At 43.6% G+C, this 19,056-nt stretch carries 14 protein-coding genes; all 14 read right to left on the bottom strand.

Annotation, left to right across the window (positions count from 1 at the left end; translation table 11 throughout):
* Window positions 1–54 precede the first annotated feature (54 nt).
* The 14 genes from glgA to DTOX_RS03920 all read right to left on the bottom strand — a co-directional run bounded on the left by glgA (window position 55) and on the right by DTOX_RS03920 (window position 19,034).
* Window positions 55–1,503: a glycogen synthase GlgA gene (glgA, locus tag DTOX_RS03985; RefSeq protein ID WP_015756447.1), complete on the bottom strand. Its 1,449-nt coding sequence runs from the start codon at window positions 1,501–1,503 to the stop codon at window positions 55–57.
* A gap of 43 nt (window positions 1,504–1,546) precedes the next feature.
* Window positions 1,547–2,665, bottom strand: coding sequence for a glucose-1-phosphate adenylyltransferase subunit GlgD (gene glgD, locus DTOX_RS03980; RefSeq protein WP_015756446.1), 1,119 nt, complete (start codon window positions 2,663–2,665; stop codon window positions 1,547–1,549).
* A gap of 25 nt (window positions 2,666–2,690) precedes the next feature.
* The gene (locus DTOX_RS03975) at window positions 2,691–3,899 is read right to left on the bottom strand and encodes a glucose-1-phosphate adenylyltransferase (RefSeq protein ID WP_015756445.1); all 1,209 of its coding nucleotides are present in this window, start codon (window positions 3,897–3,899) and stop codon (window positions 2,691–2,693) included.
* A complete protein-coding gene (gene glgB / locus DTOX_RS03970; protein WP_015756444.1) occupies window positions 3,832–5,856 on the bottom strand; it encodes a 1,4-alpha-glucan branching protein GlgB in 2,025 nt (674 codons plus the stop codon). The genes DTOX_RS03975 and glgB overlap by 68 nt, the downstream gene beginning before the upstream one ends.
* 293 nt (window positions 5,857–6,149) lie before the next feature.
* Window positions 6,150–7,145 (bottom strand): SGNH/GDSL hydrolase family protein, encoded by a 996-nt coding sequence (locus DTOX_RS21290; RefSeq protein ID WP_015756443.1) that lies wholly within the window; start codon window positions 7,143–7,145, stop codon window positions 6,150–6,152.
* 48 nt (window positions 7,146–7,193) lie between these two features.
* A complete protein-coding gene (locus tag DTOX_RS03960; protein WP_242652598.1) occupies window positions 7,194–7,784 on the bottom strand; it encodes a DedA family protein in 591 nt (196 codons plus the stop codon).
* Window positions 7,785–8,144: 360 nt separating this feature from the next.
* The gene (gene pyk, locus DTOX_RS03955) at window positions 8,145–9,896 is read right to left on the bottom strand and encodes a pyruvate kinase (RefSeq protein WP_015756441.1); all 1,752 of its coding nucleotides are present in this window, start codon (window positions 9,894–9,896) and stop codon (window positions 8,145–8,147) included.
* A 12-nt stretch (window positions 9,897–9,908) separates the two neighbouring features.
* The gene (gene pfkA / locus DTOX_RS03950; RefSeq protein WP_015756440.1) at window positions 9,909–10,871 is read right to left on the bottom strand and encodes a 6-phosphofructokinase; all 963 of its coding nucleotides are present in this window, start codon (window positions 10,869–10,871) and stop codon (window positions 9,909–9,911) included.
* A gap of 130 nt (window positions 10,872–11,001) precedes the next feature.
* The gene (locus DTOX_RS03945) at window positions 11,002–11,979 is read right to left on the bottom strand and encodes an acetyl-CoA carboxylase carboxyltransferase subunit alpha (protein ID WP_015756439.1); all 978 of its coding nucleotides are present in this window, start codon (window positions 11,977–11,979) and stop codon (window positions 11,002–11,004) included.
* A 1-nt stretch (window position 11,980) separates the two neighbouring features.
* Window positions 11,981–12,829, bottom strand: coding sequence for an acetyl-CoA carboxylase, carboxyltransferase subunit beta (gene accD, locus DTOX_RS03940; protein WP_015756438.1), 849 nt, complete (start codon window positions 12,827–12,829; stop codon window positions 11,981–11,983).
* A gap of 27 nt (window positions 12,830–12,856) precedes the next feature.
* Window positions 12,857–13,048, bottom strand: coding sequence for a hypothetical protein (locus tag DTOX_RS03935; protein WP_015756437.1), 192 nt, complete (start codon window positions 13,046–13,048; stop codon window positions 12,857–12,859).
* 173 nt (window positions 13,049–13,221) lie between these two features.
* On the bottom strand, window positions 13,222–13,449 hold the full coding sequence (gene mtrB / locus DTOX_RS03930; RefSeq protein ID WP_015756436.1) for a trp RNA-binding attenuation protein MtrB: 228 nt from the start codon (window positions 13,447–13,449) through the stop codon (window positions 13,222–13,224).
* Between the two features lie 134 nt (window positions 13,450–13,583).
* Window positions 13,584–17,021: a DNA polymerase III subunit alpha gene (locus DTOX_RS03925; RefSeq protein WP_015756435.1), complete on the bottom strand. Its 3,438-nt coding sequence runs from the start codon at window positions 17,019–17,021 to the stop codon at window positions 13,584–13,586.
* Between the two features lie 237 nt (window positions 17,022–17,258).
* Window positions 17,259–19,034 (bottom strand): sigma-54 interaction domain-containing protein, encoded by a 1,776-nt coding sequence (locus DTOX_RS03920; protein ID WP_015756434.1) that lies wholly within the window; start codon window positions 19,032–19,034, stop codon window positions 17,259–17,261.
* Window positions 19,035–19,056 lie beyond the last annotated feature (22 nt).

Here is a 19,056-nt window from a genome sequence, read left to right as displayed (position 1 = left end):
TTAACCGCAATAAAATTGCCCTTAAAAACCAGAGCATTTTTATTGCGGTAGTTTTTATCTGCCCACCTGGGCTCTCTTAGCCAAAATATTATATAGTTTAGCATATTCCTGGGCGGAAGTGTCCCAGCTGTAATCCATTGACATAGACTGCCTGACAATTTTCTGCCAAACTTCCTGCTGCTTGTAGAAACCAACTGCCCTGCTAACAGTATAAAGCATGTCATGCGCATTATAATTAGCAAAACTAAAACCGTTTCCTTCTCCGGTATTTTCATTATATGACAATACCGTGTCTTTTAAGCCCCCTGTTTCCCGGGCAACCGGCAGGCAGCCGTAACGCATGGCTATCAACTGCGACAAACCGCAGGGCTCAAAGAGTGAAGGCACCAGCAGCATATCCGAACCGGCATAAACCCTGTGAGCCAGAGAATTATCAAAATAAATATTTGCAGATACCTTTTGTGGAAACCAATAGGCCGCATTTCTAAACATATTCTCGTAAATCGCCTCACCTGTTCCCAGTACCACCAGTTGAACATCCAGATCCAACATCTCACCTAAAACTCTGGCCACCAAATCCAGCCCTTTTTGACCGACCAATCTTGAAACAATTGCAATCAGAGGAATCTCAGGGCGCTCAGGCAAACCCAAATACTGTTGCAAAGAAGCCTTGTTTTGTAACTTTTTGTCCAGAGAATCAGCATTATAGTTTACAAATATATGCGGGTCAGTAAGCGGATTATATTCCTCATAATCAATGCCGTTGATTATACCGTATAACTCATGGCTGCGGCGTCTTAACAACCCGTCCAGCCTCTCCCCGTAAAAAGGAGTTTGAATTTCATACATATAATTTTGACTGACGGTAGTGATAATATCTGAATAAACTAAACCAGCCTTAAGATAACTGACGTCACCGTAAAATTCCAAACCCTCTGCATTGAAGTGCTCATAAGACAAGCGGAATAGATCCCATAAGATGCCATGGGGAAAAATCCCCTGGTATTTCAGGTTGTGCACGGTAAATATAGTTTTCAAACGGCCGCATATAGCATTATACCTGTACTGCGTCTTTATTAATGCGCTTACCATACCGGCGTGCCAATCGTGACAATGTATAATCTGAGGTATAAAGTGTATATGAGGCAAACAATCAAGCACCGCCCGGCAGAAAAAAGCATAACGCTCAGCTTCATCATAAAAACCGTAATAACCCTGTCTTTTGAAATAATATTCATTGTCGACAAAATAAATAGGTACTCCCTGATAGTTTACTTCTTGAATGCCGCAGTACTGGTGTCTCCAGCCAACATCTACAATTCTGCTATGAACAGTTACGGCATCTTCAGTATAAATATCCTGAATATCGCCGTACTTGGGAATCATCACACGAACATCAACGCCTAATTTTCTCAGGTACTTGGGCAAAGAACCAACCACATCTGCTAAACCACCGGTTTTAGCAAAAGGAAAAGCTTCTCCGGCTACAAACAGCACTTTCATTATATGCCTCACCTGTTTCCTGTTGTTTAATCTAAAACATATTTTAAACTACAGTCTCCAAATCGATAACTATAGGATAATTTTTCACCCCGTTCAAACGGGTCCCGCAAGTTACAGTAACCATCTTATCAGTTATTATGTTTTCTATAAAAGCATTTTCACGGATTTCTGTTTTTTGCATTAATATACTGTCTTTAACATAGGCGCCTTTGTGAATTTTTACCCCGCGAAACAGGATACTGTTTTCCACAGTACCGTCAATAACACAGCCATTAGCTACAATAGAATTAATTACATTGGCATTGCTCAAGTATTTTACTGGTGCTTCATCTTTTACTTTAGTATATATTAAACCCGGTTTAAAAAATAACTGCCTCATTATCTCGGGTCTCAGCAAATCCATACTGTATTTATAGTAGCTGTTAATAGAGTATATTTTAGCCCAGTAACCTTGATATTCATAACTCTGCATATTCAGCATACCAATGTTCCTTATAAAACCATCCCTGACTAAATCATAATAACCACGTGAAATACAAGCATCCATAACTTCTAACAAAAAGGATTTTTCCATAATAAACATATCCAGACTTATCTTTGCTCTGCTGGATTTATCCGGACTAACCTTCATATCTATAACTCTGCCGTCTTCTCTTGTTTCCAATACACTATACTGAGAATAATCCAAAATATTTTCATCCGGTTCTTTACAAATAACAGTTATATCCGCCTTAGTATCAAGGTGGTGCTGAAAAGCTTTCCGGTAGTCTATATTGCAGACAATATTCCCCCCGGTAATAAGCACATGTTTTTGACTGCTTCTATGGATATAATTCAGATTGATGTATATATTTTGCAAGTCACCTTTTAAAGAATTAATAGTTGCATTAATGTCTTCCGGAGGAAATAAGAACAGGCCATCCCTCTTGCGATCCAAATCCCATTCCTTTCCTGATCGCAGATGATTCATCACTGAACGGTATTTATTTCTGGTAAAGACACCTACATTATGCATGCCGGAATTAACCATACTGGACAAAACAAAGTCGATTACCCGGTACCTGCCCCCAAAAGGAACGGAAGCAACAGGGCGAAAATGAGTAATTCCCTTCAGCAATCCTTCCGCCTCAACTATATTTATGATTCCCATAACATCTTTCATATCTATACGCCTCGCTTCCGGTCACTTATTTTGCCAGATCACAGCCATTCCCTCTTTGGCCTGCCGGTATTACCGTGCCTCTGGCAATCATACCGTTCCCCCCCACCACAGTAATGTCGCATCCGGAGCAACGATGCTCAACTTCTGCCTGGCAAATGCCAATACGACAATAATCTTGAATAACTGTAGCTTCACAAATAATAGACTTATAAATTTTCACATGAGAACCGATAATGGCATTGGGCATGATGATTGAGTCCTTTATTTCTGCACCTTCACCAATATAAACTCCAGGAAATATAACAGAATTATGCACATTGCCGCGAACAAAACATCCTTCATTAATTAACGAGCAAGTTACTCTGGCTGTAGAAGAAATGTAATGAGCGGGCATTGTGGGATTTTGTGAATAGATACGCCATTTGGCATCGTAAAGATCCAGTGCCGGCTCATCCTGCAGCAAATCCATATGGGCCTGCCACAAACTTTCAATAGTACCTACATCTCTCCAATAATCTTTAAACGGGTAGGCAAAAAGCCTTTGTTCGCACTGCAGCATTTTGGGAATAACATTTTTACCAAAATCATTATCGGAGGCAGGATCATGCTCATCCTCTTCCAAATATTTGACCAGCAGTTCCCAGTTAAAAACATATACACCCATCGAAGCATAATTGCTTTTAGGAACCGGAGGCTTCTCTTCAAACTCAGTAATGCGCCCGTTTTCATCAGTACTCAATATACCGAAATTACTGGCATCCGACCAAGGCACCTCAATAACCGCGATAGTTGCATCGGCGTTCTTTTCTTTATGCCATTGCAGCATTAAAGAATAATCCATTTTGTATATATGGTCGCCCGAAAGTACGAGTAAATACTTTGGTCTGAACTCATCTATAAAATTTATATTTTGATAAATTGCATTGGCTGTTCCTTTATACCACTCCTTACCTACCTCTCTCTCATACGGGGGAAGCAAGGTAACTCCACCGTTTTTGCGATCTAAATTCCAGGGACTGCCAATGCCTATATAGGAATTTAGTTTTAAAGGCTGGTATTGCGTCAGCACACCCACAGTATCAAGTCCGGAATTGCAACAATTGCTCAAGGTAAAATCAATAATCCTGTATTTACCGCCAAAAGGTACTGCCGGTTTGGCCAGATTTTTAGTTAAAATCCCCAAACGACTGCCCTTCCCTCCCGCTAAGAGCATCGCGACACATTCCTTGCGCATTTTTTCCCCTCCCTGTGCATGATTGTTTTGTCTTTATCCTCTTCAAATATACAACAGCCAAAGGTGGAATAGTTATTCTCATAGAATGTGGCAAACCGTGGTATGGGAATTCATCGGCAAAAATCAAGCGGTTATTCTTTTGTCCTGATCCACCGTATTTTTCATTATCACTGTTAAACACTTCCTGATAGACCCCCGCCTGCGGGACCCCAATAAGGTAACTGTCTCTAACGACAGGTGTAAAGTTGCATACAACTATGATAAAATCCTCCTCATTGCTGGCCCTGCGTATAAAAGTGATAATACTTCTCTCGCTGTCATGCGGGTCGATCCAGGAGAAACCGTTCCAATTACCGTCCTCTTCCCATAAACATCTTTCATCTAAATATATATGATTTAAGTCCTTAACATAAGAATGCAGTTTACCATGCATTTCATAAACCAGCAGGTGCCAATCCAAACTTTCTTTATAAGACCACTCAATAAACTGCCCGAATTCTCCGCCCATAAAAAGTAACTTTTTACCGGGATGGGCCATCATATAAGCGTAAAGAAGTCTTAGATTGGCAAATTTCTGCCAGTAGTCACCGGGCATCTTATTAATTAAAGATTTTTTTCCATGGACTACCTCATCATGAGACAGAGGGAGTACATAATTTTCAGAAAAAGCATACATTAAGGAAAATGTTAATAAACTGTGCTTGTCTTTTCTGTATAGAGGATCGGATTTCATATAATCCAGTATGTCGTTCATCCAACCCATATTCCATTTATAATTATAACCCAACCCCCCCAGATAAGTGGGATAGGTTACCATAGGCCAGTGAGTTGCTTCTTCAGCAATCATTAAAGCTTCCGGGAAATTCTCAAATATAACCAGATTTAATTTTTTCATAAACTCAATAGCTTCCAGGTTTTCCGGGCCGTTGTACTTATTAGGCAGCCATTGGCCCGGCTGTTTGCAGTAATCCAGATATAATATATACGCTACTGCATCAACTCTTAAACCGTCAATATGATATACATCAAACCAAAAATAAGCATTGGAGATAAGAAAGCTCCAAACCTCGTTCTTGGAAAAATCAAAGTTGGCTGTACCCCACTGAACGTTCTCTCCCCGCAGGCTGTTCTCGTTTTCATACAGGGCACTGCCGTCATATCTTCTAAGCCCACAGTCATCCTTGCAAAAATGTGCCGGTACCCAGTCTAAAATAACCCCCAGTCCTTTTTGATGGCAACAGTCTACAAAATACATAAAATCATGGGGATTTCCATACCTGCTGGTTACGGAAAAATAACCTGTAGCCTGGTAGCCCCAGGAACCGTCATAAGGGTGCTCAGAAACCGGCAGCAGTTCAATATGAGTGTAACCCATCTCATAGACATAATCAACTAATTGCTGAGCCAGATCCCTGTAACTCAAAGAACGGTCATTTTGATCCGATTCATACACATTCTCGCCTGTCTCAGGCAAGCCACACCTCCAGGAACCTAAATGAACTTCATATATATTCATGGGACATTTATAAATTGAACGGCTGTTTTTATGTTTATACCAGCAAGCATCCTGCCAGTGATAACCGTGCAATGAGGCAACCCTCGAGGCAGTACCTGGCCTGCGCTCCGAAAAAAAAGCGTAAGCATCCGACTTTAAAAAGACCTCACCTTGATAGGTAATTATTTGGTATTTATATAAATCTCCTTCTCGCAAACCTGGTACAAAAAGTGACCATATACCGGAGTTGTCCAGCTTCACCATCTCATGAGAATCACCCTGCCAGTTGTTGAAATCACCGACAACTCTTACACTTCCGGCATTTGGGGCCCATAAAGTGAAGCGCACACCGGCTTGCCCGTTCTGCTCAACAATATGAGCGCCAAAAATTTTGTAGCTCTGGTAGTGCGTACCTTCATGAAATAAATATAAATCATAATCACTAACGGAAAAGCCGTTCATGTAATGATCACATCCGCCTTTGTTTTGATGTCTATTCACAATAAGATTACAAAAGCTTTTTATACTCCAGGAAATTATACTTATGATAATTCTGTGGATAAATCATTGTTTAATGTTGTGCAAATTTATATGGTATGAGCAGGGTTAGTATCGCATAATTTCTATCGAGCACAAGCGCCTGTGGCTGCTCGATAGTCGCTTAAAACGACTTTCTTGATAAAATGCCAAAACCTTATAATTTAATTATACAACAATTTTGTGAAAAACATAGCATATGAGGATTTTTTATTAAGTTAAATCTTGAAGTTGTGCAAACAAATTCTATTCATAATGGGAACCAAACTTTTTTCAATACTAAACGACAACTCACGATAGCCAGCCCGGTTGGGATGATAGCCATCAACAAAATAACGGGGGTCTCCCATTCCCCCGGGTGCCAGTAAAGGAGTGTAAAAGTCCAGCAACGGCAGGTGATTCTCCTCCGCATAATTCCTAATCCAGTTGCGCATAATTTTTAACTCGGTCTCAACGCTATAAAGTTCCTCCGGCGATACCTCCGATAAAATTCCCTCACCGGTTACAGCAGCCGGTAAGCCGAGCGCAGGACAAATTCCCGCAGCAAAAGATTGCTCAACCATATAAGCTATGGCTGAACCAACACTTTCAGAAGCTGCTCCCATAAAAGCATCATTTGTACCACCAAGAATAACAACCAAGGCAGGCCGGCAGCTAATAACATCCCGTTCAAAGCGAGAAGCCATCTGGCTTAAAGTATCACCATTAACTCCCTTATTGATCATTGTTACGCCCAACCTGTCGGCCAATAATTTTACCCAGGAAACCTGAGAATCATAAGGATATCCATAGGTTATACTGTCCCCCAGACAAACTGTATTATTCCTGTTAATAAGCTGCTCAAGCCTTTTTCCCACTTTTTGATCGGCTGTTGCAAAAACAACCCGGCCCAGAACGGAGCCTACTGCCAGGTGCCGCCTTACCTCAGCCAACAAGATATCCTCTATTGGACTGCTGCCTGCCGGCTGGCTGATACTAAACTGAACCAGCACGCTGGATACCTTCAAGCTTTCCAGCTGTTCAAGAATCTTTGTCAAAGTTCTCCTGATGTTTTGAGTGAAGTCAGGCGAGCATATCATCACCTGTTCACTAAATATAGGGTTAATCTCATCCCCAACAAAAATTTCATATTTATCTGTTTCATTTTTCTTTATAAATAGCTTAATTACCGCATCAGCCCGCAGTTGGCCAGATTCCCCCCACACTTCCAGCATACCTTCCACCCCCGTTTCAGGGTTCCCTGCTCCGAAAGATTTTTTGTTTTAGAGCTTCTTCCTGGCCAGCTTCTTTTTAATGGAAGTAAAGCCCAGATAAATAAGCGATAGAATTATGGCCACTACCGGCAAGCCTATCTGAAGCTTACCGCTGATATAACTCCATCTATGTCCAAAAAATATACCAATCCCTAAATACAGACCTCCCCAAAGCAAGGCAAATATAAAATTATACAAAATAAACCTGCCTAATCCCAAACGGCTGATTCCCGCCAGGTAAGGTGAAACATTACTCAGACCGGGAATAAACCTCCCCAAAATAATAAAAACAGCAGATGAGTGTTTTAACCTAACCTGAGCTTGATTGAGATCGCGGGGTGAAAAATTTAGATATTTGCCGCAGCGCTGAAAGAACGGTTCCCCCACGTATCTGCCCAGGAAAAAAGCTACTATAGAGCCAAGAACAAAAGCCGCTACGGCAGAAAAAAGCGCATGGTATAAATTTAGCCTGCCCTGTCCTACCATAAAACCCGCAAACACTACCATTATCCCACCAGGAAAGGGTACTCCTAATGATTCTATGAATATAGCGATAAATAAACCGGCAACACCCAAAGTTGACAGATAGTGCATCATCATTTCCTTCACTGAATACTCCCCCTAATTTCACAGCTACAAATATTATGATCCATATGACTGCTGCTTATGAAATCAAGGAAAGGCTTTGAAATTATAAATCGCACACAATATGCTTTATATGCTGATGTTTTAAAAAATATGAATAATTAAAAGTGCAATATCCTGCCGCACGAACACCTTAACTTCTTTCGAAGCAGCCACAGGCACTTATGCTCGATGGAAATTACGCGGTGTCAACCCTGCTTATGCTACATAAATTTGCGCAACATTAACCAATGATTAATCCACAAAATTATCATAAGCATAATTTCCTAAAGTATCAAAAAAAATGCATCCCCTATAAAGAAGACGCAATATTTTTTATAATACCCTGGCCTCACCGCTATAGATCAGGCCTCTGCGCCCGTCTACCGTAACAATCTGCCCTTCAGGCAGAATACCTACCGCCCCGTCAACTCCGACAATCACCGGTATGCCAAACTGCAGGCCAACAATAGCAGCGTGTGAAGTTAAACCTCCTACTTCAGTAATTATAGCTCCCGCCTTCTGTATAGCCGGCATATAATCCCTATCAGTCGACTCGGCCACCAGAATATCGCCCTGCTGAACATTTTCCTGGGCATCCTTTACCGTACGCACAATTCTCACTTTACCGGTAACAGCACGCGCACCTATACCGGTGCCCCTGGCCAGGATATCTCCCACAGTGTGAACTCTGATTAAATTAGTCGTGCCGTGTATACCTACCGGAACACCGGCGGTAATTACCAGCAGATCACCTGACTTAATTAAACCGGCAGCCAGCGTAAAATTAACCGCTGTTGAAATCATCTCATCAGTGGTTTTCGTTGGCACGGTCAAGATTGATTTAACCCCCCAGACCAAAGCCATTTTTCTGGATATGCTCTCTACAGGCGTTACCGCTATAACCGGTGCCTTGGGACGATATTTAGAAACCATAATGGAGGTATAACCGGTCTGTGTGGCCGTTATAATGGCCGCTGCCCCCAAATCCTGGGCCATTGCACAGGTGGCATAACTTATCGAATCCGTTACGGTACGGGTCTGCACCTGTCTTTTTTTACTTAAAATTTCTTCATAATTAAGTGACTGTTCCGAGCATTCCGCTATCCTGGCCATAGTTTTGACGGCTTCCACAGGGTGTTTGCCAATAGCGGTTTCCCCCGACAGCATGATGGCATCTGTCCCGTCAAAAATGGCATTGGCCACATCACTGGCTTCAGCTCTGGTTGGACGGGGATTTTGTATCATGGACTCCAGCATTTGGGTAGCGGTAATCACCGGCTTTCCAAGCCTGTTACACTTTTCGATAATTCTCTTTTGCAGCAAAGGAACCTCTTCGGCAGGTATCTCTACTCCCAAATCACCTCTGGCTACCATAATACCATCGGCAACCTTGATGATATCAGAAACATTATCCACACCTTCCCGATTTTCTATCTTAGCGATAATATCCAGATCAGCTCCCGCTTCCTCCAATACCTCACGTATAGCCAGCACATCAGAGGTCTTGCGCACAAAAGAAGCAGCAATAAAATCCATATTTTGTTTGATGCCAAATTTCAAATCGGAAATATCCTGCTCTGTCATAGCTGACAGGTTTACCTTTACCCCCGGTACGTTGACCCCTTTTTGACCGGTGAGTTGACCGCCGTTGACTATCTCACAGGTAATTTCCTTCTTGGAAGTGCTAAGAACCTTTAATTCTATTAAACCGTCCGCAATCAAAATAGTGTTGCCCGGCTCAACATCTGCCGGCAATCCTGAATAAGTAATATGTATATGTTCACTGTCTCCCAGTATTTCTTCAGTAGTCAAAACAAGCTTTTTACCCTCTTTTAAAGTAACAGGTTCCTCTTTGAACTTGCCAATTCTAATTTCCGGTCCCTTGGTGTCTAAAAGCAGGGCTATATTATACCCTCCCTCAATGGCAGCCTGTCGCACCAGTTTAATTCTCTTTTCGTGCTCTTCATAGGTACCGTGAGAAAAATTAAGTCTGGCTACATTCATACCTGCCTGCATCATTTTTTTTAATATTTCCACATCCTCGCAGGCTGGTCCTATAGTACAAACGATCTTTGTTCGGCGCACAAATTTCACCCCTTAAATTGATAAAATGTTTGCCAAATCATACATATCCATATCTATGGGTTTCTTTTTCAAGGCTGAATCTTCTATATCCAGGGCCACAATCTTGCCGGCCTGCATGCCGACCATCTTAAGAACCTCACCGTTTCTTAACAATTCCACTGCCTTTGCTCCCATACAGCTGCCTATTACCCTTTCATAAGCAGTCGGTGCCCCGCCTCTTTGCAGGTGTCCCAAAATAATTACTTTAGTGTCAAAACCTGTTTTTTCTTTAATCTGGCTGGCTACATCAAAACTGTCGGAAGCACCTTCCGCTACCAGTATAATACTATGCAGCTTACCTCTTTTATGACCCTGCATCAGTTTGTGACAGATGTCATTTATGGAAAAAGGCTTTTCCGGGATCAGTATTGATTCGGCACCTGCCGCCAGACCGGCAGTAAGTGCTATAAAACCCGTATCCCTGCCCATAACTTCAACTATAAAAGTGCGCTCGTGCGAGGTGGCAGTATCCCTGATCTTGTTTATTGCATCTACAACTGTATTTATAGCCGTGTCAAAACCTATTGAGTAGTCAGTGCCAACTATGTCGTTATCAATTGTTCCCGGCACACCAATGATAGGCAAACCGAATTCCTTATGAAATTGCCTTGCACCACGAAAGGAGCCGTCACCGCCAATAACGATTAGGCCCTGGATGCCAAATCTCTCAACATTTTCAAAAGCCTTTTTTCGTCCTTCAGGTGTCCGGAATTCTTCCGATCTGGCTGAAAATAACATTGTTCCGCCTCTCTGTATGATGTCTGCTACCGAGCCCAGGTTTAAAAGTGACATCTCCCCCTCAATAAAACCTGTATAACCACGTTTGATGCCGATAACCTCTATCCCATGATAAATTGCTTTCCTTGTTACTGCCCGGATAGCCGGGTTCATGCCGGATGAATCGCCCCCGCTGGTTAATACTGCTATTCTTTGCAATTTATATCCCTCCTCAAACAATATTAAAAATTATCCACGAATATAATATAATAGGGAATATTTTCCTCGTTCTACAAAAAACAGCCGTGGGATATATATTTATTATTACCCACAGCTGCTTGAATTTTTGTCAGTTAATATTTGGTTGCTGCCCTATTGCCGCAGAACCAATTTTGCGTATTTTGCTAAACCTGGCGGAGAGCAGTTCTTCTGCCGGCAATTCGCGCAAATGCTGCAAGTGCCGGGATACAGCTTCTTTGAGCAAAGCAGCCGCTTCCTCTCCGGCGCTGTGCGCACCGCCAAGCGGTTCTGCAATAATTTCATCGGCAATACCCAGTTCATAAACATCCCGTGCGGTTATTTTCATTATTTCAGCCGCATCTTTAGCACGTGAAGATTCCTTCCAGAGAATTATAGCGTAGCTTTCCGGTGAGATAATGGAAAATACGGCATGCTGCTGCATTAATATTCGATCCCCGGCGGCTAAAGCCAGAGCCCCGCCGCTGCCGCCCTCTCCGATAACTATGCTCACAACCGGCACTTTAATCTTCGACAGCAATACCAGGCTGCTGGCTATGGCTTCGGACTGTCCCCTTTCCTCCGCTCCCATGCCGCAATAGGCACCGGGAGTATCAATAAAACAGATAACCGGGCGGCCGAATTTTTCTGCCTGCCGGATTAAGCGCATTGCCTTCCGGTAACCTTCCGGGTGAGGCATGCCAAAATTTCTGGCCAAATTCTCCTTGGTTTCCCGACCTTTTAAAATACCTACGGCAGTAACAGGGTAACCGCAGAAGTAGCCGATGCCACCTGTGATTGCCGGGTCGTCTCCGTAACAGCGGTCACCGTGCAGTTCGATATAGTCATCTATAATCATATTTATATATTCCAAAGCATTAGGCCGGTTCGGGTGGCGTGCCAGCAAAACCGTTTGCCAGGGCGTAAGATTGCCGTATATGGACTTCTTCAGTTCCCGTGCCTTTTTATCCAGAATATCTATTTCTGATACTAAATCAATACCGGTCTGGCTGCTGAAATTCTTTAATTCAGAGATCTTTTCCACCAGTTCCAGTATAGGCTTTTCAAATTCTAAAACAGTGCCGGGCATTTTATTTCTCCTCCTGCCGGTGCAGCCTAAGCAATTTAGCTAAAAAAGATTTCATCTGCTGCCGGCTGACAATCTTATCAACAAAACCATGTTGACGGACAAATTCGGCTCTCTGAAACCCTTCAGGAAGCTTTTGACGTATAGTCTGCTCAATAACCCTGGGCCCGGCAAAACCAATTAAAGCTCCCGGCTCAGCAACAATGATATCGGCTGCAGAGGCAAAACTGGCACTTACACCACCGGTAGTCGGATCAGTCATAACAGAAATATACAAGCCGCCGGAAAGATCTAACTTTGCTAAAGCTGCAGTGGTCTTGGCCATCTGCATCAGTGACAATAACCCTTCCTGCATGCGCGCACCGCCGGAAGCGGTAAAAGCCAGAAAAGGCAATCCTTTTTCTATGGCGGTTTCCACGGCTCGCGTGAACTTCTCACCTACCACAGCACCCATACTACCCATAATAAAACGGGCGTCCATAATAGCCAGGACAACTCTTTGACCCTCAATGGCACCTTCACCGGTAACAATTGCTTCGTTTAATTCTGTTTTTTCTCTGGCAACAACCAGCTTCTCACTATAATCAGCAATACCCAGAGGATTCACCGAGATAAGTTCGCTGTCAAATTCATTAAAACTGTTTTCATCTATGGTCATCTGCAACCGTTCTCTGGAGGAAAGGCGAAAATGAAATCCGCATTTCTCACATACCTTGAAATTCTTATCAAGCTCTTTATTGTACAGTATTTCCCCACAGCGATCACATTTAACCCAAAGTCCTTCGGGAATTTCCCGTTTAGTTTCAGGATGTAAGGTAACATATTTTTGCTTGCGGAAAATATCTAAAACCAAAAACTCACTCTCCCCTGCGCTGAAAAACTAACCCAAATTAATAATATCCAAAGCCTCGTTTACCTCAGACTCAGGCACAAGAATTTCTACCGAGTAAACGGAATCAGGCTGTACCTGTCCGATAGGGCGTAGTTTCACCAGCAAACCCTCAGCGGTTAATTTGCGCTGAAGTTTATCAGCCACTTTCTGGTTTGGTGCAATATATACCACTGTCCACACAGCCTAAAGCCCCCCCACAAAAACATATATCACTGATATCTTTTCTACCTTAATAAATAAAATCCTCTATTTTTTAAAGAAGAAAGTCGCGTTAAGCGGCTTTCGAACAGCCAATCATAAGCATAATTTCTTAGAGTATAAAAAAGGTATATCCAGAGCCAAGACCCTGGATACTACTCATCTGTGTGCATCTTGCCATGTTTTGTTAATATTTCCGCCCGGCCTCTTATTTTTATAGCCGAGGTATGTTCTGTAAACTGGGCAATCATTACCTCGCCCTTATCAAGTTTCTCAGAATGATGAAATTTAGTATCCTTACCCCTGGTTAAACCGATAATGGTTACCCCGTTTTCCTTGGCCTTGATTACTACATATTCCTCATGGTTTTTACCATCCGGCACATTATCACCTCTGAATCATCATTTCCTTTTTTTTCAAGCATATCATATCACAACTTTACCTGTTTGACAAGCTAATCCTGCTTAAATTGGATAATTGCGCGCTAAATTATCGTTTTTTCATGCTTAAATCTGTTTTATAAAGAAACTGCTTCTTGAGCCGGGGCTTTTTGCTTTATCCTGACGTTAGAAACCCCAAGTACCTGCTCCAGTTCTTTGACCACTTCACTGTCCAAATTAACCCAATAGTTTTCCGAGGTTTTCGCTAATTTTTTCTCCTGCGGAAAATATAAGTATACATGATTATTACCCGGATAAGTTTGCAATATAAGCTGCACCTGTTTAACTGTCTGCATATCCCGCTTAATAAACTGCAGGTATAAATCCCCCTGTGTCGTTTTAACTAAAGAGGATACTTCCTCGGCAATTATTTTTATTTCCTCACCGGCCTGGTTTACTCTGCCCTTAACCAGTACGACCCTGTCAGGCTGCAGCAATTGCCGGTATTGTTTGAAGATACGCGGAAAAATCACCACTTCAACTACCCCGGTTAAATCCTCCAGATTGACAAAGGCCATAGCATCGCCTTTTTTGGTGGTTATCTGTTTGTAATTTATAATTAAGCCGCCCAGCGCCACTGTCTCGCCTTCGGTGAAATCCGGCAATTCCCCCGCATTAACAGTATCGTTTTGGCGTAATACCTCACGGTATTCGGCCAGGGGATGCCCACTGATATACAGTCCCAATGATTCTTTTTCCAGAGCCAGCATTTCACTGTAGAGATACTCAGCAATATCAGGCAATACAAAAGACAAATTATATTCTTCCTCTTCTTCCAAAAATTCAAAAAGCGACATTTGCCCGCTGTTTCTATCCCGCTGTGCCTGTTGGGCAATGCTCAGGCCGGTATCGACCACAGCCATAAGCTGGGCCCGCCTGTGACCCAAAGAATCAAAGGCCCCGCCTTTAATCAAACTCTCCAGCACTCTCCGGTTAACTACTCTGGTATCCAAACGGTTACAAAAATCAGCATAATTTTTGAACGGCCCGCCTTGCTCACGCATGGAAATAATCGAATAGACAGCTGCCAGCCCGACATTTTTCATTGCCGCCAGGCCAAAACGAATTTTATCGCCGACTACCGTAAAACCATCCCGGCTTTCATTGACATCGGGCGGCAAAACTACTATGCCCATGCGCCTGCACTCTTCAATATAGACTGCTACCTTGTCAGAGTTGTCTCTAACCGAGGTTAAAAGAGCAGCCATAAACTCTGCCGGGTAATTGGCCTTTAAATAAGCAGTCTGGTAAGAAACCAGTGCATAAGCTGCGCTGTGGCTCTTATTGAAGCCGTAACCGGCAAAAAACTCCATCAAATCAAATACTTTACCGGCGACTTCCGGGTCCACATCTTTTTTAGCCGCGCCCTCCATAAATTGAGAACGCAGACCGGCAATTACCTCCGGTTTTTTCTTGCCCATAGCCCGGCGCAAAAGATCCGCCTCACCCAGACTAAAACCGGCCAGGTCGCTGGAGATACGCATTACCTGTTCCTGGTAGAGGATAACCCCATAAGTGTCTTTCAATATCGGTTCCAGGATAGGATGCAAATAGGAAACCTTTTGCAACCCGTGCTTGTTTTTGATAAAATCGTCAACCATACCGCTGCCCAAAGGACCGGGCCGGTAAAGGGCCACCAGGGCCACAATATCCTCAAAAACCTCCGGTTTTAAATCGCGCAGAATAGCTCTCATGCCACTGCTTTCTAACTGAAACACACCAATACCCTCACCCCGGGATAAAAGATCAAAGGTATTTTTATCTTCCAGTGTAATTTTGTCAATATCCAGAGGGGAACCGGCTCTTTTATTTACCTCTGCCACAGCATCGGCTATAACAGTCAGGGTGCGCAATCCCAGAAGATCCATTTTTAACAGCCCCAGTTCTTCCACCGGTTCCTTGGCAAACTGGGTAGTTACCGGACCGTCCGTGGACTTATACAAGGGCAGGTAATGGGTCAAAGGCTGTTTGGTAATTACCACGCCGGCTGCGTGAGTAGAGGCATGGCGGGGCATGCCTTCCAAGCCTTTGGCAGTATCAATCAGCCTGCGCACTTCCGGTTCATTATTGTAAGCTTCCAACAAGTCCTGGTTCTCACTTAAAGCCTTCTCAATGGTCATATGCAGCTCGGCCGGCACCAGCTTGGCTACCCTGTCCACTTCACCGTAGGACATGGCTAAAGCCCGCCCGACATCACGAATAGCTCCTTTAGCCGCCATGGTACCGAAAGTGGCTATCTGGGCTACCCGTTCAGCCCCGTATTTCCGCACTACATATTCAATTACTTTATTCCGGCGTTCATAACATATATCTATATCAATATCCGGCATTGAGACACGTTCCGGGTTCAAAAACCTTTCAAACAGCAGGTCATATTTTAAGGGATCCAGGTTAGTAATTCCCAACACATAGGATACCAGGCTGCCGGCTGCCGAGCCGCGGCCAGGGCCCACCGGAACACCGTTTTGCCGTGCATAATCTATGAAGTCCCAGACAATTAAAAAATAAGCCGAATAACCCATTTGCTCGATAACGGATAACTCGAATTCCATTCTCTGCCTGACACTTTCCTCGGGTGCCGCCCCGTACCTGTCCAGCAAACCTTTTTCGCACAGTTCCCTTAAATAGCTTTCCACAGTATGCCCCTCCGGCACCTGGTAAAAAGGCAGGTGCAGTTGGCCAAACTCCATGCTTATCTCACACTTATCAGCTATTGACACTGTATTTTGCAGCGCTTGCGGCAGCTCAGGAAAAAGCTCCGCCATTTCCTCCGGGCTTTTCAGGTAAAACTCCTGGGATTGGAATTTCATTCTTTTAGGGTCATCCACTGTTTTACCGGTCTGGATGCAAAGCAATACATCCTGCATTTCAGCGTTTTCTTTAGCCACATAATGCACATCATTGGTAGCCACCAGCGGAATATTCAGCTCTTCGCTTATTTTTACCAGTTCCCGATTGGCTTTTTTCTGCTCGGGGAAACTGTGATCCTGGATTTCCAGGTAGTAATTGTCCTCACCAAAAATTTTCAGGTATTCAGCAGCGGCAGCCCTAGCCTGCTCAGGCAAGTCTTTTAAAATATACTCGGCCACTTCCCCGGCAATACAACCGCTCAAGGCAATCAATCCCTCACTGTACATAGCCAGAACTTCTTTATCCACTCTTGGCTTGTAATAGAACCCTTCAGTGAAACTTATGGAAACCAGGTTGAGCAGATTTCTGTAGCCTGTTTCATTCTTAGCCAGCAATACCAGGTGGTAGAGGTTGTCATCCACTCTGGGTGTGCGATCATGCCTGCTGCGCGGCGCCACATAAACCTCACAGCCCAGGATAGGCTTGATGCCTTCCTTTTTACAGGCCTTAAAAAAGTCCACCACCCCGAACATAACCCCGTGGTCAGTTATGGCCAAAGCAGACATGCCCAGGGATTTGGCCTTTTTCACCACTTCTTTAATCCGGGCCGCCCCGTCCAGCAAGCTATACTCAGTATGCACATGAAGATGAACAAAAGAAGGCAAAAACACCCCTCCGATCTTCCAGCGTTTGATATAATTCTACCATTATATTTCTACCTTTAACAGAACTTTTCCTACCGGGTAACCAAGAAAGTCGCTTAAAGCGACTTTCGAGCAGCCACAAGTGCTAGTTGGAAATTATGTAATACTAACCTTAACGTATCCACGGATTTATAATAAGCATAATTTCTTAGAGTACAGGAAAGGCCCCTGCCTTTAACAGCAGCGGCCTTTAATTTCTTATGCTTTTATTCCGTACTGGGCAATTTTCTTGTACAACCAGGCCCGCGATATGCCCAGAATCTTAGCAGCCTGCATCTTATTGCCGTTAGTGACTGAAAGGGCGTCGGCAATGGCTTCTTTCTCCACCTGTTCGAGCAGCGAGGGAAGCGACTTATTAATTGAGTGCCGTTTGCTCTTACCGAATTTTTGCAAATAAGGCGGCAGGTGCATCACATCAATGATATGCCCGTCAACCAGATTAAAAGCTCTTTCCACCACATTTTCCAACTCCCGCACATTGCCCGGCCAATTGTAATTTTCAAAAAGCTCAAGGGCATCAGCGGAAAGACCTGTTATATTGAGACCAAAGGCATGATTATATTTAGCCAGAAAATATTCAACCAAGTCTTTTAAATCATCTATCCTTTCACGCAAGGAGGGTATTTGCAGTGTGACTACATTAAGGCGATAATACAAATCTTCCCGGAAAGTATTGTCTGCAATCATTTGCTCCAACGGCCGGTTGGTAGCGGCAACAACCCGTACCTCAACATGACGGGCACGGTTATCGCCCAATCTCTCTATTTCCTTCTCCTGAAGCACTCTTAATAGCTTGGCCTGCATTAAAAGCGGCATATCCCCTATCTCATCAAGGAAAATAGTGCCCCCGTTAGCCTGCTCAAATTTGCCTATTTGCCCGCCTTTTTTAGCTCCGGTGAAAGCCCCTTCCACATAGCCGAATAATTCCGACTCCAACAGGTTTTCCGGTACAGCGGCGCAATTAACCTTAACAAACGGGCCCAGGCAGCGATTAGATCCAACATGCAGGGAATGAGCCAAAAGCTCTTTACCTGTACCGCTCTCACCGCGAATCAATACAGTGGAGGGACCTAAAGCCACCCGCCTGACTGTTTCTTTCAGCCGCAGCATGGGATGACTTTTACCTATTAGATTGTCAACTGTATAGCGGGCACTGGCCCACTGTTCAGGCTCACCTTTAATACGCCTTTGTGAAGAATAGACTGTTTTAGCCGAGGTAATGAACTGATTGACATCCCTGAACATTACCTTGCTGACGGCACCGATAATCCGCCCGTCTTTATTTATCGGGTAGCGCATAACCACTGCTTCCCGTCCTTTAACTCTCAAAACCTCGCCGATTTGCGTTTTACCTGTTTGAGATACAAGATGCAATTCTGTCTCAGGAATTACTTCTTTTATATGCCTTCCGATAGCATCTTCAGGGTTAATATCGATCAACTCAGCATATGCTTTGTTCAGCGTTATGACATACCCTTCCTTATTGACTACCAGGTAACCGTCATGTCCTGTATCTATTATGGTTTCTAAAGTTGATTTCATCTCATTGACAGAATTCAGCTCGTTGGCTATCTGCTGCAATTCCGTAATGTCCTGTGCCACACCTACTGCTCCGACAACCTTGTTGTCATGTAAAATCGGAGTCCTGTTAACAATATAAAGAGAATTTCCCTGTACAAATTTACGACCTATATGCGAATTACCGGTTTTTAAAACCTTTAACAAACCGGTCATGGGGACTACCTCCGATACAAAGCGTCCCATCGCTTTTTCCGCCGGAACCTTAAACAGCCGTTCACAACCGTGGTTATAAACAATAATTTTGCCGGAATAATCAACAGCAATTACAACATTGTAAATGGCATTGAGAACCGGCACTTCTTTTACTATCAGTTCGTGCGCATGAAAATCATGTGCCTGTACGGCTTCCCTGGAAGATCCCTTTGCAATTGCGGCTGCTTTCCCTGCTGTCACGCAAATCACCTCATTAAAAACT

This window comes from Desulfofarcimen acetoxidans DSM 771 (assembly GCF_000024205.1).
Taxonomy (GTDB): domain Bacteria; phylum Bacillota; class Desulfotomaculia; order Desulfotomaculales; family Desulfofarciminaceae; genus Desulfofarcimen; species Desulfofarcimen acetoxidans.
The sequence above is the reverse complement of the archived record's forward strand: the minus strand, read 5'-3'. Positions and strand labels throughout refer to the sequence as shown.